Source organism: Alteribacter aurantiacus DSM 18675 (assembly GCF_000429705.1).
Classification (GTDB): Bacteria; Bacillota; Bacilli; order Bacillales; family Salisediminibacteriaceae; genus Alteribacter; species Alteribacter aurantiacus.
On the sequence record NZ_KE386941.1, the window covers coordinates 291,994 to 317,419 of the forward strand.

At 41.4% G+C, this 25,426-nt stretch carries 25 protein-coding genes; 18 read left to right on the top strand and 7 right to left on the bottom strand.

Annotated elements, in window-relative coordinates; translation table 11 throughout:
- Positions 1–13: 13 nt before the first annotated feature.
- The gene (locus G476_RS0104595) at positions 14–1,387 is read right to left on the bottom strand and encodes a YheC/YheD family endospore coat-associated protein (protein ID WP_026689045.1); all 1,374 of its coding nucleotides are present in this window, start codon (positions 1,385–1,387) and stop codon (positions 14–16) included.
- Between the two features lie 177 nt (positions 1,388–1,564).
- Here G476_RS0104595 and G476_RS0104600 point away from each other — a divergent pair, with 177 nt between their 5' ends.
- From G476_RS0104600 to G476_RS0104615, 4 genes are all read left to right on the top strand, one after another.
- Complete coding sequence (locus tag G476_RS0104600; RefSeq protein ID WP_026689046.1) at positions 1,565–2,704, top strand: DUF445 domain-containing protein; 1,140 nt, start codon at positions 1,565–1,567, stop codon at positions 2,702–2,704.
- A gap of 8 nt (positions 2,705–2,712) precedes the next feature.
- The gene (locus tag G476_RS23480; protein ID WP_156906517.1) at positions 2,713–2,877 is read left to right on the top strand and encodes a hypothetical protein; all 165 of its coding nucleotides are present in this window, start codon (positions 2,713–2,715) and stop codon (positions 2,875–2,877) included.
- 118 nt (positions 2,878–2,995) lie between these two features.
- Positions 2,996–3,358, top strand: coding sequence for a YlbF/YmcA family competence regulator (locus G476_RS0104610; RefSeq protein WP_026689047.1), 363 nt, complete (start codon positions 2,996–2,998; stop codon positions 3,356–3,358).
- Between the two features lie 400 nt (positions 3,359–3,758).
- Complete coding sequence (locus G476_RS0104615; protein WP_026689048.1) at positions 3,759–4,604, top strand: Cof-type HAD-IIB family hydrolase; 846 nt, start codon at positions 3,759–3,761, stop codon at positions 4,602–4,604.
- A gap of 58 nt (positions 4,605–4,662) precedes the next feature.
- Here G476_RS0104615 and G476_RS0104620 read toward each other — a convergent pair whose 3' ends face one another.
- Positions 4,663–4,848 (bottom strand): YhzD family protein, encoded by a 186-nt coding sequence (locus G476_RS0104620; RefSeq protein ID WP_026689049.1) that lies wholly within the window; start codon positions 4,846–4,848, stop codon positions 4,663–4,665.
- A gap of 160 nt (positions 4,849–5,008) precedes the next feature.
- Between G476_RS0104620 and G476_RS0104625 the strand changes: the two genes are divergently transcribed.
- From G476_RS0104625 to yhaM, 8 genes are all read left to right on the top strand, one after another.
- On the top strand, positions 5,009–5,908 hold the full coding sequence (locus tag G476_RS0104625) for an ABC transporter ATP-binding protein (protein ID WP_026689050.1): 900 nt from the start codon (positions 5,009–5,011) through the stop codon (positions 5,906–5,908).
- The gene (locus G476_RS0104630) at positions 5,901–7,151 is read left to right on the top strand and encodes an ABC transporter permease (RefSeq protein ID WP_026689051.1); all 1,251 of its coding nucleotides are present in this window, start codon (positions 5,901–5,903) and stop codon (positions 7,149–7,151) included. The genes G476_RS0104625 and G476_RS0104630 overlap by 8 nt, the downstream gene beginning before the upstream one ends.
- Positions 7,152–7,623: 472 nt before the next feature.
- A complete protein-coding gene (locus G476_RS21260; RefSeq protein ID WP_051314655.1) occupies positions 7,624–8,850 on the top strand; it encodes a metallophosphoesterase family protein in 1,227 nt (408 codons plus the stop codon).
- Positions 8,851–11,844, top strand: a complete 2,994-nt coding sequence (locus tag G476_RS0104640; RefSeq protein WP_026689052.1) for an ATP-binding protein — start codon at positions 8,851–8,853, stop codon at positions 11,842–11,844. It abuts the gene before it with no gap.
- Positions 11,845–12,079: 235 nt separating this feature from the next.
- Positions 12,080–12,754, top strand: a complete 675-nt coding sequence (locus G476_RS0104645) for a response regulator transcription factor (protein ID WP_035186117.1) — start codon at positions 12,080–12,082, stop codon at positions 12,752–12,754.
- Complete coding sequence (locus tag G476_RS0104650) at positions 12,751–14,103, top strand: sensor histidine kinase (RefSeq protein WP_026689054.1); 1,353 nt, start codon at positions 12,751–12,753, stop codon at positions 14,101–14,103. The genes G476_RS0104645 and G476_RS0104650 overlap by 4 nt, the downstream gene beginning before the upstream one ends.
- 33 nt (positions 14,104–14,136) lie before the next feature.
- Positions 14,137–15,336: a tetracycline resistance MFS efflux pump gene (locus G476_RS0104655; protein WP_026689055.1), complete on the top strand. Its 1,200-nt coding sequence runs from the start codon at positions 14,137–14,139 to the stop codon at positions 15,334–15,336.
- Positions 15,337–16,244: 908 nt separating this feature from the next.
- Complete coding sequence (gene yhaM, locus G476_RS0104665) at positions 16,245–17,204, top strand: 3'-5' exoribonuclease YhaM (RefSeq protein WP_026689057.1); 960 nt, start codon at positions 16,245–16,247, stop codon at positions 17,202–17,204.
- A 138-nt stretch (positions 17,205–17,342) separates the two neighbouring features.
- Here yhaM and G476_RS0104670 read toward each other — a convergent pair whose 3' ends face one another.
- Complete coding sequence (locus G476_RS0104670) at positions 17,343–17,681, bottom strand: hypothetical protein (protein ID WP_026689058.1); 339 nt, start codon at positions 17,679–17,681, stop codon at positions 17,343–17,345.
- A 139-nt stretch (positions 17,682–17,820) separates the two neighbouring features.
- Between G476_RS0104670 and G476_RS0104675 the strand changes: the two genes are divergently transcribed.
- Positions 17,821–18,093, top strand: coding sequence for a sporulation YhaL family protein (locus tag G476_RS0104675; RefSeq protein WP_051314657.1), 273 nt, complete (start codon positions 17,821–17,823; stop codon positions 18,091–18,093).
- Positions 18,094–18,212: 119 nt separating this feature from the next.
- On the opposite strand, the gene G476_RS24165 is transcribed toward G476_RS0104675, so the two are convergent.
- On the bottom strand, positions 18,213–18,299 hold the full coding sequence (locus G476_RS24165) for a YjcZ family sporulation protein (RefSeq protein WP_084405606.1): 87 nt from the start codon (positions 18,297–18,299) through the stop codon (positions 18,213–18,215).
- Between the two features lie 96 nt (positions 18,300–18,395).
- On the bottom strand, positions 18,396–19,115 hold the full coding sequence (locus tag G476_RS0104680) for a GntR family transcriptional regulator (protein WP_026689060.1): 720 nt from the start codon (positions 19,113–19,115) through the stop codon (positions 18,396–18,398).
- Positions 19,116–19,284: 169 nt separating this feature from the next.
- Between G476_RS0104680 and G476_RS0104685 the strand changes: the two genes are divergently transcribed.
- Together G476_RS0104685 and G476_RS0104690 are read left to right on the top strand one after the other, a co-directional pair.
- Positions 19,285–20,619: a 6-phospho-alpha-glucosidase gene (locus G476_RS0104685; protein ID WP_026689061.1), complete on the top strand. Its 1,335-nt coding sequence runs from the start codon at positions 19,285–19,287 to the stop codon at positions 20,617–20,619.
- Between the two features lie 69 nt (positions 20,620–20,688).
- Entirely contained in the window at positions 20,689–22,248 is a 1,560-nt protein-coding gene (locus G476_RS0104690; protein ID WP_026689062.1) for a PTS transporter subunit EIIC, read from the top strand.
- A 415-nt stretch (positions 22,249–22,663) separates the two neighbouring features.
- On the opposite strand, the gene G476_RS21265 is transcribed toward G476_RS0104690, so the two are convergent.
- Positions 22,664–23,590 (bottom strand): peptidylprolyl isomerase, encoded by a 927-nt coding sequence (locus G476_RS21265; RefSeq protein WP_051314658.1) that lies wholly within the window; start codon positions 23,588–23,590, stop codon positions 22,664–22,666.
- A 573-nt stretch (positions 23,591–24,163) separates the two neighbouring features.
- On the opposite strand from G476_RS21265, the gene G476_RS23185 reads away from it, so the two are divergent.
- Positions 24,164–24,250, top strand: coding sequence for a YjcZ family sporulation protein (locus G476_RS23185; protein WP_122896230.1), 87 nt, complete (start codon positions 24,164–24,166; stop codon positions 24,248–24,250).
- A gap of 39 nt (positions 24,251–24,289) precedes the next feature.
- Positions 24,290–24,376, top strand: a complete 87-nt coding sequence (locus G476_RS23190; protein WP_084405611.1) for a YjcZ family sporulation protein — start codon at positions 24,290–24,292, stop codon at positions 24,374–24,376.
- Positions 24,377–24,435: 59 nt separating this feature from the next.
- Here G476_RS23190 and G476_RS0104710 read toward each other — a convergent pair whose 3' ends face one another.
- Positions 24,436–24,618 (bottom strand): hypothetical protein, encoded by a 183-nt coding sequence (locus tag G476_RS0104710; protein ID WP_026689063.1) that lies wholly within the window; start codon positions 24,616–24,618, stop codon positions 24,436–24,438.
- A gap of 159 nt (positions 24,619–24,777) precedes the next feature.
- Between G476_RS0104710 and G476_RS0104715 the strand changes: the two genes are divergently transcribed.
- A complete protein-coding gene (locus G476_RS0104715) occupies positions 24,778–25,398 on the top strand; it encodes a YpmS family protein (RefSeq protein ID WP_026689064.1) in 621 nt (206 codons plus the stop codon).
- Positions 25,399–25,426 lie beyond the last annotated feature (28 nt).

Sequence of the window (25,426 nt, forward strand, 5' to 3'; positions counted from 1 at the left end):
CCTTCTATTTTTATTAATCTAACCCACTTAAATAGTGACCAAAGGAGAGAAGCTTTTTTACCGATGGCCGAACTTTATCTTGATCGGGTGTATCGTAGGATTTTGATGGTTTGGAGTTTACTTCTAAAATCCACGGATGCCCGTTATTGTCAATTCCGATATCGATGCCAAATTCACCATAGCAACCTGACTCACCTAGTTCCTCTTCAATGGTCTGCGCTGTTTCAATCGCCAATTCATTTAAGAAACGGATGAGGTGAAAGACATGTAATTCAGGGAAAGCACCTTCGAGGGTATCGAGTACCTTCCGTTGCTCCCCGCCTTTTGCAACGTTGGAAACAATTTGATTTTTAACACCACAACGAGCAATTTTGGATGCGACTTCCCACTCTCCTTTTCCATTTTTAATCGTCAAAACCCGAATATCCACGAGTGATCCATCAACGGTGAAAAGAGGTATGGCCTCTTGTACAACGTAACCTTTTTCTTTGAAACGAGGCTCTAGCGTTTTATAAAAATGATCAAACGATCGAAAGTGAAACGTTCGTTGGATGGTGTCAGAAGGGTATTCAGCCTCTAGGGAATGATCGTGACAGGTCATTCTCAAGATGCCATTTCCTTCTCGTCCCCATATGGGCTTGATGTAGAGTTGCTTATACATTTTTGTGAAGGTTAAAAAGCGTTCGCGATCAATGGAAAGAACAGTATCAGGTAGATAGGGTCGTAACTGCGCATGTTGGAATAGGAGTTGATGCATTTCCCATTTATGAATGAACCGGTCGTTAAAGAAAGGGATATTCTTCTCCTTTAACAGACCGAATAATTTTTTTCCTTTTTTCGAATTCTCTTTTTCAGGTGTGGAAAGGCGGTTATACACCACATCGGGAAATGGAATGGGGCCGTACCTCCACATCCCATCCTTTTGATAAAATCCTTTAAGGTCACTCGCCTCTTGATGATTGAGAGGAATCACGACAAACATTGCTCCTGATTTTTTTGCATAATCAGCGAGTTCATCAGAAAAAGATGTAAGATGTCCGAAGGGTTCTTCTCGGTCCAGATGTCCTTCATTTAAGAGCATGGCAACCAAAGGACCGATGTGCCACGCATGACCTTCTTTAATTTTCAAATAATAGAACGTATCCGCTTTAACAACGCCGTCAAAAGGGAATAGACTTGGAGACAGGACCATGGTTTCGTCTGAGAGGTTGCTGTCAATTGCGATAAGGACCTTTTCTTCCCACGACCCAATAGATAAAGTGACTTCTTTTTCTTCTTGATGAAAATACCGTGATGCAAACGATTTGGAAATCGTCACTTGATTTGGTGCACGTTCTGTATGATCAAAGTGAAAACGGACTGTCGTTTGATCGCCAATGAACGACATGGACATCCCTCATTTGTTACTCTATATGATGAAAGGAACCAAACGATTCCTCATGAAAATTGATATGTGAATGTGAAAGACGATAAACTATTCGTACCTGTACTTTTGGGCGGGCAGATACCCTATACTATGAAACCCTAAAAATATTGGTGCAAATACAGGCAAAAGGTGATGCGAGTGCAAACATTTATGCTAATTTCCCTAATGGTTATCATCGGGGCATTTATCGGAGGGTTAACAAACCTGATTGCAATTAGAATGTTGTTTAGACCTTTCAATCCAATAAAAATAGGGAGCTATCAAGTCCCCTTTACACCTGGGCTCATTCCAAAAAGACGCGGTGAATTGGCTGAGCAGCTCGGGAACCTTGTGGTCGGGCATTTAATAACGGTTGAAGGTGTCAAAAGCAAATTATTTGATAACATGCTCATTCAAGAAATACGTACGTGGTTTAAGAAAAAAGTCCATGAACTCTCTACCAGTTCCAGTACGTTGGAAGAGTGGTGGAAAGGCCAATCCGGTGGTGAATGGTCTGCTACAAAAACAAAAGGCCGCTTCACTACGTCCGTAGCGAAAACACTTGTCAAAACCGCGGATGAATACCGAGGCGAACCACTTCAAAATTGGCTTCCCGAAAGTATAATCCACAAAGGTGAAACCTTAATCCCTGAAACAGCCGACCTGCTTTTGGAAAAAGGGAAAGTCTACGTGAGGTCACATGAAGGGAAAGCCAAAATCGAAGAGATGGTCTCTCGTTACTTTTCTACAAAAGGAAGTTTTGGGGGGATGGTTGGAAGAGTGGTCACAAACATCCCGATTTCAGGAAGGATCCAATATGAGTTACTACGGCTTCTTGACGACCATAAATCACAGGAATTTATTGAATCCCAACTAAGAAGAGAATTCGAGGAACTTAAGGAAAAGAACCTCGACGAGCTTTTTCCTAACGCAGATTGGGAAGGCAGAGCCAACCAGATAGCTGAAGAAATTGCAAAAAAGGTCCCAGTCCTTGGGGAGTGGGACAAACCGATGTCAGAGTGGGCATACCGTTACGAGGCCCAACTCGTCGATTCACTCATGCCCGCCGTTCTTGAAACGTTATCCTCCATTATCGAACGCAACCTTCAACGGATGCTTATGAACTTAAAGCTCGACGAAATTGTAGAAGATCAGGTGAACAGTTTCCCTTTGCCGAAGCTTGAGCAAGTGATCCTTTCCATCGCGAAAAAAGAGCTGAAGATGATTGCTCTTTTAGGTGCTTTAATTGGAGCAAGTGTTGGTCTTGTCCAAGGGTTGATTGCGTTGATGTTTTTTTAGGAGGAGCTTTGAGAGGTTTCTTTCAAAGCAGTATTGATAGGTGGGAAGGCATTAATGAGGAACAGGAAGCGGCGAACGGAGAGGATCAAGGCGCTAATCGGTTAAGGAGCTACGTCACCGTTCATCTTATAAATGAAGAGGCTCCGTCGTTGGCATATCATTTCGAAAAGTAAGAAAATGAGAAAGTGAGGGCTAGCGGGTGAACTCACCTGACTATGTATGTTATAGTCATAAAGAAGCATTCGTACGTTTTCTATTAAACGTACAATACATTTAGGAGGATTTTTATTTATGGCTAACCCTTACGACAAAGCGCATGAACTCGCAAGCGTTCTTAAAGAGAGTGAAGAATTCACTACACTAAAAGAGCTTCACGACACAGTAAACAGTGACGATGTTGCTAAGCGTATGCTGGATAACTTCCGTAAAGTTCAAATTGAACTTCAACAAAAGCAAATGCAAGGTGCGCAAATTTCTGAAGAAGAAATTCAAAATGCTCAAAAGCAATTTGAACTTGTTCAGCAGCACGAAACAATCTCTAAGCTCATGGAAGCTGAACAGCGCATGAGTCAAGTGATTGGTGACATCAACAAAGTCATCACAAAGCCACTTGAAGAGTTATACGGTGCTGAAGGTGAAGGCGAGCAACAGTAATTTAACATGTGATTTCAAGACGTTCTCTTTTATAAGGGAGCGTCTTTTTGTGGATTTAGATGGGGCGGTGCTTGGTGTAGGGGGGAGTGGTGGTGGGCAAGTGGATGAAGAAATGTGAAGTCGATGAATAAACCTGGAAAGTCGATGAAGAAATCGGAAAGTCGATGAATAAACCGAGCAAGTCGATGAAGAATCTCCAGCTCCCCCGAGTCTCTCAACCAACCGCTTCACCAAAAAAATGGCCTCCTCCTAACTGTTCCACCTCCACCATAGTCAACCCATATTCCCCTTACCACCAGTCATCTATCAACGTCCCTTTTTTAGGACATTTCCTGTTCTAAAGCTTTTCTCCTATTCATAAGAATGAACCAACGACCCAGAAGATGGAGGGGATGCAAGCATGACATTTCGCTTATTGGCGTTGGACATCGATGGAACCCTGTTAAAATCGAATCACAAACTTACGAAGGAAACAAAAGAAGCAATTGAATATGTGCGCAATAAAGGTGTGTACGTAACATTGGCTACGGGAAGAACGTACCCGGCTGCAAGAAAAGTAGCAAAAGCACTGAAGATCGAGGATCATGAGCTAATCACTCATGATGGTGCGTTTATAGGTTCGTCAGTGGAAGAGCCGATGTTTGTTAGACGAATTGATTCGGACCGTACTTACCAGATAGTGGATATCCTTGAAAACTACCATTGTCATATTAGACTTCTTCACGAGAAGTATGCGTTGGCAAATAAAATCAAGCAAAAGAATCACCTTGTTGCGAGAATGAATATGGGGGTAGGCGATCCCCTTTTTTACGGAGTTAATTTCGTCGAGTCTTTGAGTCACCATATCATTGATCAACCAATTACGGTGCCAAAAATCCGTGCTCATTTTTGGAATGAGATGGAGCGTGCGGATGCCTTGGAAGAGTTGGAAGAAGTGGTGCCTGGCATTAGACTCACTTCATCCGATGAATCGAGTATTGATATCACTGATGAATCTGTGTCCAAAGCGAGAGGGCTTCAGATCGTCGGGCAAAAACTCGGAATTAGTCTACATGAGATGGTGGCGGTAGGAAGCTTTGTTAATGATAAGGAAATGATTTCTCAAGTGGGATTAGGAGTGGCGATGGGGCAAGCGCCTGAAGAAGTGAGGAGAGCGGCCGACTGGGTCACTCGCTCGAATGATCAAAATGGTGTTGGCTATATGATAAAAGAAGTGTTTAGAAAACAACTCAAAGTGACGAATTAATAGACAAAAGAGGATATCCGCCAAGGGGAAGCGTCCCCTTTTTGGATATCCTCTTTTTTTAGATGTGGAAAAGAACGAGACCGCCCGAATCCCGAACCACTCGGCTCGTATGGTCAGAGAGGTTTTGTTCATCAAGCTTTTGTTGACCGATCTTTTTTGCTTCTTGGTCGTTCTCTGCTACAAAACTATCATTAAGTAAATGCTCGCCATTTTTATCGTAGGCGGTAATAAAAAATCTTGGCATGTGTGACTCACCTCTTAAGTATCTGAATTTTCATTCAATCGCTCTTCTATTTTATCTGTAAGGGTTTGCAAAATCAAGAAGTACGTCCAAACGGAGAAAAAACGTACAGAATCTGGTAAAGTAAGATAAGGAAACATGGAAATTGGAGAGGAGAACACCGATGACACTAGAGCTAAAACATGTAACGAAGCGATTCGGCGAGCACACTGCGGTTAATGACATTACCCTAACCATTCCTAAAGGTGAGATGTTTGGGATGCTTGGTGCAAATGGAGCTGGAAAAACGACAACGTTTCGTATGATCTTGGGATTGATTGATCAAACAGAAGGAACGATTACGTGGAAAAGTAATAAAATTGGCTATGAATCGAGTCACCTTGTAGGGTATTTACCTGAAGAAAGGGGGCTGTATCCGAAGATGACCGTCGCTGACCAACTTGTATACTTGGGACGCCTTAGAGGGATGAAAAAGGCGAAAGTTCTGGAAGTATTAAAGCAATGGTTGGAGCGCTTTAACATAACAGAATACTTACATAAGAAAATCGATGAGCTTTCAAAGGGAAACCAACAAAAGATTCAGTTCATTGCCTCGGTTATTCACCAGCCAGAGCTTCTCATTTTGGATGAACCTTTTAGTGGTTTGGATCCTGTTAATGTTGAACAGTTAAAGAAAGCTGTGTTAGATCTGAAAAATGAAGGAACGACGATTGTTTTTTCTTCACATCGGATGGAGCATGTGGAGGAATTGTGCGAACACTTATGTATTCTCCAAAAAGGAGAGCCAATCGTCAATGGGCAGTTAAAAGAAGTGAAACGCTCCTATGGAAAGAAGAAGTTGATGATAGAAGCGGAATTTGACGTTTCTTACTTGGAAGCCGTTGAGGGGGTTACGTCCTTTACACCCTATTCCAATGGAGCAAAGCTTGTCATTACAAAAGAAGCAGTAGCAGATCAGGTGTTTAAGGCTTTGGCTGGACGTGGATCCGTTCGTAAGTTTGTATTAGAAGAGCCGTCTTTAAATGATATTTTCATTGAAAAAGTAGGTGCTTCTTATGAATAAGTTCTTTATTATCTTATTTCATACGTTCTTTTCTAAGCTACGCTCAAAGTCTTTCATCATATCAACCATCATTACGGCCGTAATTGTGGCAGGGATTGCTAACATAGACCGGATCTTTGAGGCGTTTGAAGATCGGGGAACCGAAGTCGCTGAAGTCGGTGTAGTCGATGAAGAGAACGAATACACGGCCCTAGTACAAGAACAGCTTGGACCTTTTTCCGACCAAGTGAGGCTGACTCCTTTATCCGAGTCCGTAGAGGAAGGGATTGACCGCGTTGAACAAGGGGAACTGCAAGGCTTGCTTCTGTTGGAAGAGGGGCCTGACGGGTTGCCTCAAGGGATATTTAAAGCCCAAACTGTGGCTAATCAGCAAGCACCTCAGGTCATTGAACAAGCACTTCAGCAAGTGAAAATTGAAGTGGCAACGGCTAGACTTGGTCTTGATGAAGAAACGGTCGAAAGCATTTATGCTCCAGTAAGCTTTCAAACGGAGGCATTGAGTGATACAGCACGATCAGAAGAAGAGCTCACACAAACCCGATTTTTAGTGAATGCCCTCGTTGTGGTCATTTACTTTTCCGTTCTTGCTTACGGGAACATGATTGCCATGGAAGTAGCGACGGAGAAATCGTCACGAGTGATGGAGATTTTAGTGTCTAGTGTCTCACCAGTTAAGCAAATGTTTGCCAAGATTTTTGGCATCGGTCTTTTAGGGATTGTCCAATACATGTTAATCATTTTAATAGGATTTTTATCAATGAGAGGAAGTATGGAGTCTGATGGGTTTATTGGGGATATGATGTCTGGTGTTCCCGTTAGCCTAATCATCTTTGCTCTTGTTTTCTTCCTACTAGGTTATTTGTTTTATGCGACCATATCCGCTGTTCTTGGATCATTGGTAAGTAGAACGGAAGAAGTAAATATAGTTATTACACCTCTTACGATGATTGTCGTTGTGGCATTCTTGATTTCCATGTTTGGATTAAATGCTCCGGAATCGGGAATTATCACAGTTACGTCCTATATTCCGTTCTTTACACCGATGGTCATGTTTTTACGTGTAGGGATGTTGCAACTACCATTTTGGGAAATTGCCCTTGGTATCATTGTGATGGTGATATCAATCGTTTTTCTTGCTTTAATCGGTGCCCGGATTTATAAAGGCGGCGTACTCATGTATGGTAAAGTATCTTCTTTAAAAGATATCAAACAAGCGCTCGCCCTTTCAAAAAAAGAATCGTAATTATCCACCCTTCTTAGGGCCTTGCATAATATGGGCAGTGAGGGGGGATGGACCATGGACACAAACAGCATACACGACTTGTGCAAAGATCATATGTACCGTTACGTCTTGGTAACACCACACAAGATACGATGGAATCGTTGAGAACGTAGACGAGGACTATTTATATTTGGCCGTACCGACGGGTGGATTGGATGCTGAGGGAGGTATGAGGGTTTATGGAGGATACAGCTATTACCCATATTACTATCAACCCTATTATGGCCCGAGGAGACGGTTTCAACGATTAGTGCTACCACTGGCAGCCCTCACGGCAATTTCACTGCTGCCGTTTAATTAATACGATTAAAAGAACTGTGCCCAATGTTGAAGAGGTACAGTTCTTTTTGTGTGGAAAAATGAAAGTTTAACACCGAACAAACGATCGCTTTTTGTGGTATAATGAGCGAAAAAGGTTGAGGGATGTGAGACAGTGGAGACTGTTCGTTTCATTCATTGCGCAGACCTGCATTTGGATCGGCCGTTTGAAACCTCGAAGCTTCCTGCTTCTTTATTGAACCGTTTAAAACGAAGTGCATACGTTTCTTTTGCAAAAATTATTGATGAAGCCATCGCAAAAGAAGTGGATTTTGTTGTCATCAGCGGAGACTTGTACGATCTTGAACATCGCAGCTTAAAAGGTCAATTATTCATGCGAAAGCAGGCTGAACGATTAAAGGAAAAAGACATACTATTATACATTATTCATGGAAACCATGACCCCCTAACAGAGAATGAGAACGGGATACGTATGCCTGAGAACGTGACGGTGTTCGGTTCAAAAACGTCGAGTGTATTACATAAAAATAATCAAGTGCGAGTGTATGGATTTAGCTACGATAAAAGAAGCATTGTTGAAAATCGGATTAAAGAATATGAGACGGAAAAGAAAGAAGACGCGCTCTTTCATATCGCTCTTCTTCATGGACAGGAAGAAGAGCAACCTGATCATGATCCGTACGCCCCTTTTAGAGTAAATCAACTGATTGACACAGGGTTTGACTATTGGGCGTTAGGGCATATTCATAAGCGGCAAATTATATCGGAAAAGCCATTTGTCGTATACCCTGGCAATATTCAAGGCGGGCATCGCAACGAAAGAGGAGCGAAAGGTGCCTACTACGTTGAACTTTCAAAGGTAGACGGGAAATTAACATTTTTAGATACTTCTGTGGTGGACTGGCACAGAGTGGAAGTGTCTATTAATGGGGTCGATTCGATGGACGGTTTTATTGCTAAATGCGAAAAAACGATTGATGGTGTTGGCAAAGAAAACAAGTTTGATTTGATTGACTTGGTCGTTACTGGTTCCGGTCCTCTTCACCAAGAACTGCAAAATCCGGTGGTGGTGGAGGAATGTATTGACGAACTTAGAGGGGACGAAGACGTTCTTTTCGACTTTTCGTATTGGGTTCACCGTTTGGCAGTGCAAACGAAGCCTGAAATGGACAGAGAGAAAGCGAAGGACCAGTCTAATATTTTAGGAGATGTACTCCAAGTGATCGATGGCATTGAAGTATCGGATGATATCTTTTCCGAACTTTACAATCACCGAACGGCGCGAAAATACGTAACTCCATTAACAGATGCAGAAAAGAAAGAACTTTTGGATCAAGCAGAGCAGTGGCTTGTTTCACGTCTATTAAAGGAGGAAGCCTAAGTGATTATCAAAGAAATCGACATCTACGGATTCGGTAAATGGACGAACGAAAGGTTCACGTTAGACCCTTCCATTCAACTCGTCTTCGGAGAAAATGAAGCAGGTAAATCAACTTTAATGGCGTTTATTCAGGCTGTATTATTTGGCTTCCCGAAAAAGAATGAGCAAAAAAAATCCTATGAACCGCTTCATCATTCTATATATGGTGGCAGCTTGGTCATAAAAACGGAGCATGACGATCAAGTTATTATTGAGAGAGTTCGAAAAAATCGAATGAAAGGTGAAGTTACTGTCAAGTATTCCACTGGTAAGACAGGAGGAGAAGAAGAGCTTGACGTTATACTAAATGGGATCTCACAAACGGTATTTGAAGGGATCTTTTCATTCGACTTGTCAGGTCTACAAGGTTTGGAAAAGATGAATCGGGAAGAAATGAACAGTTTTCTCTATGACACCTCAATCTCAGGAGGGCCTTCATTATTGCAAAGTGAGAAAGAAGCCGATGAACAGATGCAGGCATGGTTTAAATCGAGAGGGAAAAAAACACCAATTAACCTAACCCTAAAAGAGCTCCAAGAAAAAGAAAAAGAAGTTCTGGAGTGGAGGGCAAAACTCGCGGAATATGATGATTTGGCAAACAAGATCGACTCTACAAAACAACGGATTGATGAAGTGGCAACAGATAAACATACATTAAAGCAAACCCTTTCAGAGTATGATCGAGTGAAAAAGATGCTTCCGTTGTATGGGGAATATAAAGTAATAGAGGCAACACTTCCAAATGAAAAGGAGCTATCATTTCCGGAATCTGGTATCGAAAGGCTTGAGCGCTCGATAAACGAAGAAAAAGAGCTTCAAATCAATTACACTGAAAAAGAAGAGCAGAAAGTTCTACTCGAAGAAAAGGTTAAAAGCCTCAGAAACCAGCTTTCTCCATTGGATGTAAAAGAGATTGAACGTCAAGTGAAGAAATTGAATAACGAAGAGGGACGATATAGAGAGCTCACAAAATCAAAAACAAGCGTTTTGCAAAAGAAGGATCTTCTTGAAAAGAAACAAAAGGTAATTGAAATGGAATGGGGCATCGAGGATCAACAACACCTAAAAAAACGTGATATAACACGGCAGGCTAACGATAAACTCAGGGAATTAAGGAAGGTGTACGAAGAGTCGGATGAGGCTCTTACTCGACTTGAGGATCAACAAGGACAGCTTAAAAAAGAGCAAGAACGTCTATTACTAGAGTTTGAGCAAACGGAACAAGGCTTGCTGAGTGAAAGTGAAAAGGCACAAGCAGAGCAAACGCTTGATATGTATCATCAACTTGAAGCTTTTAAACCTCAGCTTACGATGCTAAAACACCGTTTAAACGTTCTTGAATCGAAAAAAGAATCAGAGAAAGACTCGTATGCAACACCCCTCACATTCGGTGCAATTGTTCTCATCTTAATAGGTGGTTGGAGCCTATTTACTGGCGCTATACTTCAAGGGATTTTTACATTAGGAATTGCTTTACTTGCCCTCTTTTTTATTAAGGTACGACCGAAGGGAGATTGGAATCGAGGATCTGGAGAGATCGACCAAGTGAGCAGTGAAATACGTAAGTGGGATGAGATAGAAAAACAGCTCAATCAACAACCAGTATCTAATTGGAAAGAAAAACTTACGTTGCATGAGCGCGCGGTGCGAGAAGCGGAACAAATCAATCGAGAGCTTGGCCAAAGGAAGCGGTCTGCACTAAACGTAAGTCAAGATATATCTTCATACCAACAGAAGGTGAATGAAGCATTGGGTGAACTGCAACGATGGGCCAAATCTACAGGGTTTGAACCAGGATATACTGCAGAACAATATGAAGACATGTTCACTGCCACAACCGAGTGGAAACAGTTGGATGAAGAAAGGCAAAGGTGTAAAAAGGAGCTCATAGAGCTTGATCACCAAATCAATCGTTTTTTGGATAGCGTTAATAATGTGGCAACCTATGTAGGGCTTTCCAAAGAACAGCCCCCATCCCTAATCTTAAGCGAGTTGGAGCGATGGGTTGAAAATGAGAAAGATTTAATTAGCATTTGCGAAAAAGCGGTAAACGACTTGGAAACCTTAACTCAGGAGCTACGAAGCATTAATCGTCGTATGGCAAAAGAAAAAGCGGTTGTATCATCGTTGTTTGATGAAGCCGGAGTAACAGATGAAGAAAGCTTTCGAAAAAAAGAAATGGAGTGGAGAGAAGACAAAAAGAAGAGAACAGATGCGCGCACGCTCCTAGCCCAGATGAAAGCAATATCGTCTAAAGACACGTGGGAAAAGGACTGGGAACGGTGTGAAGAATGGAAAGATACGATTGATGATCACATCGAAAACTTTCTTTCTCGCATACATGCATACGAGCGTGAAGAGAAACAACTCATAGAGCAACGTACAAACTTTAAACACGTTCTTAGAGAATTGGAAAACGGAACAACCTATGAAGACCTTCTCCAACAGTTTGAGGTTTTAAAGCAAGAATTGAACACCTATAGCAAAGAATGGTCAATGCTTGCTTTAGCAAAAGAGATCATTCAGAGAACAAAGAGGCGATATGAAGAAAAAAGACAGCCAGCTGTTCTGCAAGGGGCGGAACAGTACTTCAAAACGTTAACGGATGGCAGATATGTTAAATTGTTCGCTCCCCTCGGTGAAACCAGGTTTGTTGTAGAACGAAATGATGGAGCGAGGTTCGGACCAGCCGATTTAAGTCAAGGCACTTGTGAGCTATTGTATGTAGCGATTCGTTTCTCTCTTGTGGAGCACTATAAACAAGAAGAGCCACTTCCTATTATTATTGATGAGGCTTTCGTAAACTTTGATGCATTAAGAAGGGATCGAGTCATAAAAGCAATCAATCGCCTAGGAAAGACACACCAAATCCTATACTTTACCTGTCATAAAAACGTACAAGAAGAAATGAATCGAGAACCTCTTATTTTAAATGAACAAGTGCTTTTGCGTTAGCTTTTCAACCGCTGCCCTTTTAGAAGGTGGCGGTTTTGTATTGCAACGGATCAGGTTCATGCTAAGGGAACGGCCGAATAAGGGGTGAAACAACGCCTATAAAACCCTTTCATTTTCATATTTGTACATAATTTCGGGCTTTCTTGTTCTTTTAGGTGAAATTATTATAAAATAGCTACACAAGGGGTTTGGGACTAAGTTCGATTACAACATACAATTGAAGGATGTGGTCTTTATGGACAACAACTATAAAATTTATTTAGTAGAAGACGAGAAAAATCTAGCGGAAGTCATTAAAGCTTATATGGAAAAAGAGGGGTGGGACGTAACGATCTTCCTTGACGGGAAGGAAGCACACGATTCCATCAATAAACCACCTCATCTGTGGGTATTAGATATCATGCTACCGGGAATGGATGGCTATCAGCTCTTAAAAGCAATAAAAGCCGACCAAGATACACCTGTTATCTTCATCTCGGCGCGAGACAAAGATCTCGACCGTGTGCTTGGTTTAGAGCTTGGAAGTGACGATTATTTGGCCAAGCCGTTTATGCCGGAAGAACTCGTCATACGTGCGAAGAAATTATTGAAGCGTGTCTATCAAACGGAGGTTCAAGAACATAAAAAAATTGAACTAAATGGATATACAATCGATACAAACTCGAGAACCGTTCACGATTACGAAGAATTAGTTGAGTTAACAACGAAAGAGATGGATCTCATCATTCTTCTTACAAGCAATGTAGGAAATGCCCTTTCACGAGAAGACATTATTGAGTATGTATGGGGCAGCGACTATTTCGGATCGGAGCGAGCGGTTGATGACGTGGTTCGCCGTGTTCGTAAGAAACTCCCACGCGTTCACGTTGAAACACTTTACGGGTATGGATACAGGGTCTTATCATCATGATCAAGCTCAATCTGACACAGCGGATTTGGTTCTCTTTTATCGCCATTATCCTGATGGTCGGGTTATTAATTGGAATCATTTATCCGATTTCTTTGAAGAGCACATTAACAGAGGAAACTTATCGCATTATTGAACAAGAACAAGTAAGGGCAATGAGCCCAAGGGGAGAATACCCTGCACCTCACACTTCGGATGTTGAGTTTCTTGAACGTCGGGACGCAGAGCGTTCCGTCGGACACTTGGTGATCGGTGGGAACCAATTGGGCAGGAGACTTGGTGATCCCGTTCCGACCGAAGTGTTAATTGAGATGGGGCAGCGTGCTCAAGAAGTAGAGCGTCGAGGTAGATACGAGCTCACCTACAATGATGCTACCCTTTTCTATGTCGTGTTTAAGTCCTATACACCTGAAGGGGAGTACTACCACATTACATATATGTGGGATACTTACCGAGACCAAATGGTCAACAGACTTTGGTCAAGGCTGTTCTATATTATGGTGATGGCAGGCTTACTCAGTTTGATACCGGCATTTTGGTTGAAGAACTATTTGAAGGTACCGCTAACTAGCTTAGGCAACCACTTTGAACAAATTGCTGATCGGAATTGGAAAGAACCGTTCCATTGGGAAAGTGATGATGATTTTGAAAAGTTGTCTAACCAATTTGAATCTATGAGACAGAATTTGATGAAATATGACCGGGCTCAACGCACATTCATTCAGCATGCTTCCCATGAGCTGAAGACACCGATTATGGTCGTTAAAAGCTATGCCCAATCCGTGAAAGACGGTATTTTACCAAAGGAAAACATTCCTTCTACAATGGATGTGATTTTGGAAGAAAGTGAACGTATGGAAAAACGAGTAAAAGACATGCTTTATTATACGAAACTTGATTCGTTGAAAGAAACGACGATGGAGAAAGTCGATTTTCCATTTGGCTCACTTGCTTATCAAATCCGCGAACGTTTTTGCATGCAACGAGAAGACGTGACGATTCGCGTTGAAGGTGACAAGACCAACATTTACGGAGACAAAGAACAGCTTCAAGTTCTCCTTGAGAACCTTGTAGAAAATGCCCTTCGTTATGCAGAATCAGAGATTGTCTTACGTGCAGAACAACGAGACCAAAACACGTTAATAGAGGTTGAAAACGATGGAGAGTTCATTCCTGAAAAAGAAATGGAGCATTTATTTACTCCGTTTAGAAAAGGAAACAAAGGGCAGTTTGGTCTTGGGCTTGCCATCGTTAAGAGTATTGCAGAGCTTCACAAAGGAGAACCTGAATTACGGAATACAGAGCGAGGGGTTTGCTTTTCAATCTATTTGCCTAAAACAAATAATAGTTAAACCTACCCCTTTGTCACTGAAATGAGTGGTCTTATGAAAAAACAAACGAAATCGTTACTGCTTCTTATGGTAAATATGTTCGTCGTTATGATGGGGATTGGTCTAGTGATCCCGATCCTTCCTTATTATGTAGATTCATTTGGAGCAGGTTCAATTGAATTGGGCGTTCTTATCGCTCTTTTTGCCTTTATGCAATTCCTTACGGCGCCTTTTTGGGGAAAGCTTTCTGACCAAGTTGGAAGGAAGCCACTTATTGCCATAGGGATGTTTGGATTTGCTGTAGCAGAGTTTATCTTTGCTTTTGCTACTCAAATGTGGATGCTTTATATGTCCAGAATCATCGCCGGGGCGTTTGGTGCTGCAGTCATGCCCACAGCTATGGCGTATGTTGCTGATACCACAACTGAAGAGAAGCGGAGTAAAGGGATGGGCTTATTGGGTATGTCTATGGCTCTTGGTATCGTATTCGGTCCAGGAATAGGGGGGTGGCTTGCTGAAGTGAGCTTGTCTACGCCATTCCTGTTTGCAGGTATAGCTGCATCTCTTGCATGTGTCTTTTCTTTGCTTTTCCTCCCTGAGTCTTTGCCAGAAGATAAAAGAACAGTAAAAGGGGAACTCAAAACAAGCCAATTTAGTGACATGTGGCAAGCGTTACGAAGTCCCGTAGGATTTTTACTCGGTCTTGTTTTCGTACTAAGTTTTGGACTGGCTAATTTTCAAACCGTGTTTGGGATGTATGCGTGGGACCGTTTCCTTTATTCCCCGTCTGAAGTAGGAACGATTGTGATGATTGTTGGTGTTGTAGGGGCAGTTGCTCAAGGAGGGCTGATTGGACGTTTGAGCAAGCGTTTTGGGGATGAAAAAGTAGCCCTGGGGTCTCTCCTATTAAGTGGTGTTGGCTTTATATTAATGAGTTTTGCCTTTAACTACAGCACCCTCATTGTGACAACTTGTTTATTCTTTTTAGGTAACTCTCTTCTAAGACCTTCCGTAAATGCAATGATCTCTAAGCTAGCGGGTAAAAAACAAGGGCTTGTAATGGGTGTTAATAATTCGTTTGTGAGCTTAGGAAATGTAATGGGGGCTTTGCTTGCGGGAAATTTATTTGCTTTTAATATCTTCTTCCCATTTGCTGTCGGAGCCAGTATGATGTTTTTAGCTTTCTTTTCCACGATTCTATGGCTAGGAAAGCAGAAAAACAAGGCAATCAAACACACAGAGGAAGTCATGTAACAATTATGAACCAGGTAAATAACCGTTAGCCGTCAAGTTAAGCAAACTTGGCGGATTTTTTTTGGTTTTTTATCTTATTGATGATTCACTCTCATTTTTTCACATGACAAAGATGCTACTTTTCGGAAGATTTTTTTGACAAGGATATATTCCGTTACAGGTGGACGCTTTCCGCGGGCATCGCCTTAGCCTCCTCGGGAAAGGCGCCCTGCGGGGTCTTCGGCTGATGCTATTCCCGCTGGAGTCGCCACCTTTCACTACATTTTCTAATTTAAATGATGATATTTATTAGACAAACAGCTTATTAAAACGTGTAAGAGTATCAGCTTATCTTCCTCCTTCATCGTGTTCTTTAAGACTTGAAAAGTGTCTCACAATTCTTCTTTCTACACTTCCTACATCTTTTTTGAATGGTTTCTATGTATTGATGAAAAAGGTTATTTATCTTAATTGGTGATATCTGCACTCTCACGTAATTCTTTCACATTTCACCCTCACTGACTTCACCTTTTAGTTTGTAAAGGGAAGATACCCGACAAGGTGAACCATTAAGCTCTTATCTATCACAAATGATTTGAACTAGGACATGCGATTAGGTGTAGACGGAATGTTCGAGACTCCTGCGGCCGTGGGAGCCAGGAGAGACCCCGCAAGGGCTATGCCCGAGGAGGCTCGCCGGCACCGCCGCGGAAAGCGAAGAACATTCTGGCTACACCTTTCTTCAACTGATTTACTACACTCAATCCTTAAGTTGATGGCTATGGGGTTAACTCCCGGTTCCCTTAAAGAGATGTCCTTTGCCCCCAATCTAGTAGTAAAACCCAATGGGCCACGTTCATAGAACAAACGTTTGAGAAAATATGCTATACTGTCAAAAAAGAGAACCTTGGAAAGAGAGGGAGGAGAAGATGAAAAAAGGAATCAAGCACCATAAAGTCGGAGAAGCGGTAGACTCTTACCTGTTAATCAAAAGCTCTAAAAAGGGAACAGCAAGCAACGGCAAACCCTTTCTAACATTAATGCTTACGGATCAAAGTGGAGAAATTGAAGCCAAGCTTTGGGGATGTTCACCGGAAGATGAAGATCTCTTCGTAGGAAAAGCAATCGTACATATTCATGGGGAAGTGAATGAATACCGTGGGAATCGTCAATTAAAAATCAAAGCGATTAGACCAACATCTGAAATGGATCAAGTAAATACAGCAGACTTCTTACAGTCAGCTCCTTTGCCTCCAAACGAAATGTTGGAGAGAATCAATCAATATTTGTTCGAGATGACGAACCCAAAAGTTCAACGCATCACGAGGCATTTGTTGAAAAAGCACCAAAAAGCATTTATGGAAGCGCCAGCTGCAACTAGAAATCATCATGAATACGTTTCGGGCTTGGCTTACCACGTGGTATGTATGCTCGACTTGGCAAAATCCATATCTACGTTATATCCGACGTTAGATACGGACCTTCTGTATGCAGGTGTGATTCTCCACGACTTAGGCAAGGTACATGAATTATCTGGCCCAGTGGCCACAGAATATACAAAAGAAGGAAAACTCCTTGGCCACATTTCCATCGTAGTCAACGAAATAGCGGAAGCCGCAAAAGAGCTTGAGATCGATGGGGAAGAAGTACTCACTCTTCAACATATTGTTTTAAGCCACCATGGAAAAGGAGAATGGGGAAGTCCAAAGCCTCCTATGATTAGGGAAGCGGAGATTCTTCATCACATTGATAATCTAGATGCGAAAATGAATATGATGGATCGCGCTCTTGAAGGGGTACAACCTGGTGAATTCAGTGACAGGATCTTCCCGATGGATAACCGTACCTTCTACAAACCAACGTTTCATGATAAACCATTGGATTTGTAATTTTTATGCCTGAAGGGTTTACTCCTTCAGGTTTTTTGCTTGTAATGGAATGATTGAGGACTCCACAATCAGTGGATAAAAAAACGAACGAGACGATATCTCGTCTGTTCGTTATGAAAGAAGGGTTTATTTTGTTGATTAGTACAAATCTGTACGTGGTGGTTTAGAAGACTTGGCTTCTTGTATTGGAGGTGAGTGGTCCACAATGACCGCCTCTTGTAATACTTCCTTGATTACCTCATCTTGAAACCATTGGTAACACTCAGATTCAAACCATTCATTCCACGTCATTTCCTTACAGTTTCCCCATGCTTCCTGCCAATAAGCAAGTAAAAAGGTTTCTACTTTTTCATGGGCGATCGGAAAGTAAACGAGGGGGGAGTTCTCCCGTTTTTTTCCTAATTCATCTAATGTAAGGCGAATAAGTTCTTCTTGAAACTCTCCGTATGTTAGATCTGATAGTCTCTGTTTAGTCATGTATAAACCCTCCGTATAATTTTCGATGATAGTAGGTCTATTCCCTGATTCTTCTAATGAAAAACGTAAACTATCATATTTTCTGTTATTTACCATATGAATAATAGAAAGGTGGAGTTGAAGAAGGAGTGGAGGAGAGTTGAAGAGAATCAAACTGGTAGCAATCTTAGTTAGTGTTGTGTTTATAGCTTTTGTAGTCAGGATTATCTCCATGACCACTATAGGATCGTTCTTGTTGCAAGTACCTGGTTGGGTGTATTTCCTCTATGCAGGGATTGTTTTTTGTGGCTATAAAGCCGTACAAGCATTTACGGATGACAAGAAAAAAGAGCAGGCGTTGATTGAGCAAGAAGGGGAAATTCTGATGAAAAAAGTAAGAGAAAGTCGCGAGAAAAGTAAAGTTGGTTCTTAAATCTATTCCTAAAAAAAGTTAAAAAGAAAGTCCGCACCAGACTAGGTGCGGACTTTTTGCAATTCTGTATTTTGCTTAATCGCTCGTGAATAAGTGTTTGTACTTTTGCTTCATAAAATTTAACAAACGTAAGCAGAACCTACAATAACCAACAGGATAAACATGACGACTAGAAATGTGAAACCATTTTGGCAGTCACCGGACATGTAGCGTCATCCTTTCATCACAGACGTTTTGGGTGAACCCCCTATATACATATGTTTATAGGGCGTTTTTGTCTAATGGGCATATGTGGATTTCCTTTAGCCTCGTCTGTTAGCCACAATGGTAAACTTGTATTCATCACTTTTAAAGTAAAGTTCGCTATACTCAAACACCTGTTCATTTGCGAGTTTGGAGAAGAGTTGAACCTTGATAATAGGAATGGCTTCATCTAAGTGAAGCAACTTTTGAATCTCGTCGTTAGGAAGCAATGGAAGAACCTCTTGAAAGCTGTCCTTTATCATAAGCTTTTTTTTCTTTTCAATGTAGTCATATTTCGAGCCCGACATCGTTTCATACGATAAATCTGGAAACAGGCTGACAGGCAAATATGTGTCTTCCAAAACGAAGGGGATACCATCGACTAGACGTTGACGCCTTACATAAAACGTTTTTTCTCCTATTTCCAAGTTGAGAACTTGGCGAATGTGATCACACGGTTCCACAAGTTTAAAATCAATGACGGCATTGGAGATTTCCTTCCCGTATGCTTTCATTTCTTCGGTAAACCCTCTCAAAGAATAGATGTTATGTTCAATCTTGGTTTCCTTTACATACGTTCCACTACCTTGGATTTTATACAAAAGTCCTTCTTGAACAAGCAACTGAATCGCTTGACGTACGGTAACTCGACTGGCATGAAAGGTTTCTGCGAGCTTGGCTTCTGTGGGAATGGCTTCCCCTTCTTTCCATGACTTCTTATGTATGTGTTCTTTCATTTGGCTGGCAATTTTTCTATAAAGCGGTGAAGACGTTCTCATATTGTTTTCCCTCACAATCCATTTGTATGGCTTTCTTATAGCATACGTCAGATTTTTTTATTGAGCAAATACATTTTTGTTGACGCTTTCATTTATATGTATTATATTTGTATTAGAAAATAAACAATACAATTTATATACAAATAAATTACACAGGAGGATAACCATCATGAAAAAACAAAACCTTGTCGTCGTAGGTGGCGGAAGTACGTACACATTAGGAATGATTATGAGCTTAATTGAAGAAAAGGAGCATTTTCCTCTTAAATCGATTACTTTTTACGATACAAATGCAGAGCGTCAGGAAAGAATCGCAAAAGCTACGAAAGTGATCTTAAATGAAAAATACCCTGAATTAGAATCCTTCTCTTACACTACGGATAAGGAAGAAGCATTCACAGATGTTGATTTTGCTTTTGTGCAAATTCGTACAGGTGGCCTTCAAATGAGAGAGAAGGATGAGCAAATTCCTCTTCGTCACGGGGCTGTTGGGCAAGAAACATGCGGGCCTGGTGGAATGGCTTATGGTCTTCGATCCATTAAGGACATGATTGAAGTTGTGAATGATGTAAGAGAATACGCACCCGATGCGTGGATCTTAAACTATACAAATCCGGCAGCCATCGTTGCTGAAGCCTTGAGAAGAGAATTCCCGAAAGACGATAAAATCTTGAATATCTGTGATATGCCGGCCGCGATCATGGTGAGTTACGCTAAGATTTTAGGCAAAGAAATTTGGGACCTTGTTCCGGAATACTTCGGTTTAAACCACTTCGGATGGTTTACAAACATTTATGATAAAGAAGGGAACAAGCTTACCGACGATATTAAAAACGCAATCAAAAATGATGGCTTCTTACCAGAAGACTCCGAGATTGTAAATGATCCGTCTTGGATTAAAACGTTCAAACAAGTCGAAACGATGCTCAATGATTTCCCGGACTACTTACCAAATACTTATTTACAGTACTATCTCTATCCATCTCAGATGGTAGAAAAAGAAGATATTGAAAATACGAGAGCACGTCAGGTGATTAACGGGCGTGAGAAGCGAGTTAACGATCAATGTGAAACGTTAATTAACGATCAGTCTACTGAACATGCAGACTTGGAAGTGGACATCCACGGCTGCTACATGATTCGAGTAGCTGCATCTCTTGCCTATAATACGGGAGACACATTCATTGTAATTGTTGAGAACAACGGCATTATCTCAAATATTCAAGACGATGCGATGGTAGAGGTACCAGCAGCTTTAACGTCTAGAGGTCCAAGACCTTATGCGGTTGGGGAAATTCCAACATTCCAAAAAGGCCTGATCGAAGGGCAATTGGCTTTTGAAAAACTCGTAGTCGATGCTTGGTATGAAAAAGATTACAACAAACTGCTCCAAGCATTAACATTGAATAGAACAGTCGTGGATGCTCCTAGAGCGCGGGCGATTCTAGATGATTTAATCGAAGAAAATAAAGCTTTCTGGCCTGAATTGGCAGCAAAATCATAGAGAGAGGATCGGGCTGGTTTAACACCAGCCTCATTTCCACAAAAAACGGGGATACAGGGAGGTAACATCATGAATTTTGCGGCATTGCAGAGGTTCGGGAAATCATTAATGGTCCCGGTAGCCTTGTTGCCTGCGGCAGGGATTTTACTAGGAATAGGTGCGGCTATGAATGGCCCCCTTGCTGATTACTTGCCTTTTTTGCAAACGGATACAATGCAGGTGATAAGTAATGGAATGACGACAATTGGTTTAAGTATCTTTCAAAACTTACCGATTATTTTCGCCGTTGGTGTAGCTATTGGTTTAACAGGCGGCTCTGGAATAGCGGCTTTGGCTGCCTTGCTTGGCTATATTATTATGAATACGACGATTTCTCTTGCCATGAACATTACACCGCAAATGGCAGAAGAGAGTGGCGAATACGGAATGACTCTTGGTATTGCTTCCCTTGAAACCGGGGTATTAGGCGGGATTATCGTCGGGTTATTAGCTGTTTGGGTATACAATCGATTCAAGCGATTCCAACCTCCAGAAGTTCTTGGCTTTTTTGCCGGCGATCGCTCGGTTGGAATCGTGATGGTGTTTATGTCCATCTTGTTAGCGTTCGTGGTTATGCTTGTTTGGCCTCCCATTCAAACGGGCATTAACGCGGTCGCGAACGTCATTGCTACGGATGCAACGAACCCTGCTTACATAGGTCTGTATGGGTTCCTTGAACGAGTATTAATACCAACGGGACTTCACCACATTTGGTATGCACCATTTCTTTGGACTCAGCTTGGTGGAACAGCACAAGTGGCTGGTCAGATGGTATCTGGTGATCAATACATTTTTCTTGCTCAAATTGCAGCAGGGGAAGAGGTTACAGCAGGACGCTTTATGGCAGGGAAGTATCCAATCGTCATGTTCGGTCTTCTTGGTGCCGCTTTTGCAATGTATCGGCAGGCTGACAAAAAGAACCGTCCTGTAGTAAAAGGGATGCTGATCGCTGCAGCAGGAACAGCGTTTCTTACAGGAATTACGGAACCGATCGAGTTTACGTTCCTTTTTGTAGCCCCATTATTATTTGTCATTCATGCCGTGATTACGGGCTTTAGTTTCGCTATTGCTTACATGCTTAACGTACAGCTTGGATGGGCAGGGGGATCTGGATTAATTGACTACATTTTGGTCAATGCTCTGCCTGGTACACCAAACTGGTGGATGAACCTTGTGCTAGGAGCGATCTTCTTTGTGATTTATTACGTGGTATTCTCTTTTGCGATCAACAAATGGAACTTGGCTACACCTGGTCGTGCAGGACAAGAAGCGAAGCTCTATACTCGTAAAGATTACAATGAAAAAAAAGAAACGGAAAACAAACCTGTAGCAAAGAAAGATCAGTATCGTGAAACAGCGAAAGAGATTCTTGTGGCACTCGGAGGAAAAGAGAATCTAGAGAATGTCGATGCTTGCTTTACTCGGCTTAGAGTGACGGTTGTAGATCCGGGTGAAATTGATGAAGATCAACTAAAAGCCCTTGGTGCCGCAGGCGTGATGAAGTATAACAAAAACATTCAAGCTGTTTTTGGAGGAAAGTCAGACCTATATAAGAACGAGATAAATGATATCATTAAAAGAAGTGCTTAAGTAAGCAGAAGATAGAAGGTAGTAGGGATGAACAATCCTTGCTATCTTTTTTAGTGTTGAGAATCAACTTTTAGGTGTTGAATTTGACTAAAGAAAGTTTATAAGAAAAAGGAATCCAAAATGAAAACCTATAATAAATACATATACATTTGCGTCAGTGAATAAGGCTTAGCTTTACGCCACCTCGTTCCCTTGTCGCGGCGTGCTGGCAAGTAGCCGATTCTTAATCATTTCGTGGAAGCAAATCGCTGTACATTCACGATGCAAACGAACCTCACAGCAGTAGGGCTGTCGCTACTAGCGTTCAGCTACGCCTGCGCATATCAACAGGACATAGCATTTTACACAACATGAAAATATACTAATTTTTAAAAAACAGCACATAAGAGAGTCTTATGTGCTGCTTTGCTTCTATTTATTGATCAAACAATCCTTCATAACGACTGTCAATCACGTTAATTTCAACTTCTTCAAACATTTCCTGTTGTTTTTCACCCATACGTTGCATCATGCGCTGGTTAAGGGTGTTATAGAGTTGTTCTTCCACTTCTTCAAAGTCATCTTCAAACGGAGTGCGGTCCGTTACTTGAATGATGTGATAACCAAACTGCGTTGGTACAGGTTCACTAATTTCATCTACTTCAAGGTTATAAGCAGCTTCTTCAAATGGAGCTGTCATTGTACCTCTACGGAAAAAGCCAAGGTCGCCACCCTCAGAACCGGAACCTGGATCTACAGAATACTCTTCAGCAAGCTCTGCAAAGTCTTCCCCGTCTGTGAGACGCTCGTATAACTCATTTGCCAACTCTTCTTCTTCGACCAAAATATGACGGGCTTCTACCTCTTCACCTTTATCATATTCAGCTTGTACCATTTCTTCTGTTGGCTCTCCTTCGTCTTCAACTAGCTTTTGAAGTAACACTTGTTGCTTTACAAGCTCGCGAACTTCTTCCTCACTCGAGATTCCTTGCATTTCCATGATGTTGTAAAACTCGTCATCAGACTCAATTCCCATTGATTCCTGGATGGTTTGAATTTCTTCATCAATATCCTCTTCAGAAACACCTAGCTCTTCAGCTTTGTGGTTCATTACTTTCATTTGAACCAATTCTTGAATAACTTGATCACCATACATGTCTTTTAAACGATTCACAAGCTCTTCTTCTGTTATATCCCCTGCACTTGTTTCCACGATAACCTGATTGTCATCATTCGCTTCCTGTGCTTCAACCTCTGCACTGGAATCAGTTCCGTTTTGCTCCTCTTCGCTCGCTTCATCATTCGTACATGCAGCAAGTAAAAGTACCATTGATGAGGCTGCTAAAATCCACTTCTTTTTCAAACTCTCCATCTCCCTTATGCGCTTTAAACAAGCTGTTATATCACCCTTTACTATAGCACAGAAGGAAGGATATTGAAATGTATGTATGAAGAAGAAAGACTTTACAGTAGTGGTATTATAACTGAAATGTACTTTCGTATAGATTGTTGCTTTATTAATATTTTCTTCATCACGACAAGTGTTGTTGAAGCCTTTCGTTTTCCTTGGTGGAGCTAGCAACCCTCCTCGGGTCTTCCTATGATTGCGTATGCTTTGAGGCGAGGCGTCTGCGTCGAAGCAACTCGAAGCTTAATCGATTCGTCCCTGCGGAGTCTTGCTTTGCCCTCACGGCCACAGGAGCCTTGTGTCCTTCTGCTTCAATTTATCTTGTATAAAAGCAAAATCCTTCCGAAAACTGCGAACTAAAGTGATAAAAAGTAGCCTTATTCTTTATTGCTGCCACAATTTAGAGCGTTTTGAACATGGAGTTAAATCCAAGTAAAAGCTTTAATTTATTCTCAACTCGTGATAAACGTCCAAACCAATGAGGCTTTTTTCAATAGTATGTAATGAACGATGAAAAGGAGGGATACCATGTCACATTCATATGATAATGGCTTTGCGTTATTAGTGGTGTTGTTTATCTTATTGGTTATCATTGGAGCGGTCTGGGCTTATTAATTGTAAGTTCTTTAGCATAGGCGAAAGGGGGTAACGCTTATGAGTCATAAAGGTAACGGTCAAGGCTTTGCGTTAATCGTTGTACTATTCATTTTGCTTGTGATTGTTGGAGCATCTTGGTACTAAAAAAGAACATGAAAATAGCTGTCTCTGTGGAGACAGCTTTGCTTGTTCTTTACATGTTTTTAAGTGAAGAAGATCCTTACAAACGATGATGTGAGTAAAATCATAATAAGAATATTGATCGTTCGAAAGACTTTAGGTTGTTTTTCTTCGGAAATTTCTTTTTGAATACATAATGTATTGGTCATGGAATTAATTGTAAACAGGTATAGCGCTGCAAACAAAACGAATGGAATAAATGGCATAATCATCTAGTAACCCCCATAGCTTAAGCTCATTGTTTAACTTTATCAAAAGAAAGTCGAAAATCATAGTAATACGGTCATATTGTTCCCATTCTCGTTCCTATTGCTTTAGAATGACAGTGAAGGATACATTCATTTCGAGAGGAGAATGATCGGTTCATGAAATGGACGAATAATAAATGGAAAGTCGCCTTTTTCTCTTTACTATCTATTGTAACATTAATCACCATTTTCATCATGGTCATGTTGTATCGTTTCTTGGCTCCGATTGACGATCCTGAGTGGGAACAGGTGGAGAGAGGAGATTGGGAAAATCAATACCCATCCTTCGTACTAGAAGCAAATAAAGATAACTTAAACCATCTTATTCAACAGGAGTTGGATAAAGAAGATCCGAATCGGGAGTACGATATTTACTTGGAGGATGAAGTGTTGTTTCGAGCCTCTTTTTCTGTGTTTGGCACGGAGGTACCTGTGGAAATGAACCTTGCTCCAGAAGTCACAGAAGACGGAAATATCATCTTAGAAGAGACGGCGTTTCGTATCGGAAACCTCTCGCTCCCGTCCGCGCAAATTTTTAGGATGATTGAAAACATGGCAGATCTGCCGGATTTTGTGTACATCAACCCCAATGAATCAAGGATTTACATTCAACTTCAAGAGGGTGTTTCAGAAGACGTGTTAGTTGAAGCGGAAGAATTCAATCTAGAAGAAGACAGAATCAGGTTTACGATCTTTTTAACCTCTTCTGACATGAGTTTGCCAAACGAAGTGGAATAACATACTCCGTGAGAATAAAAAAAGCCTC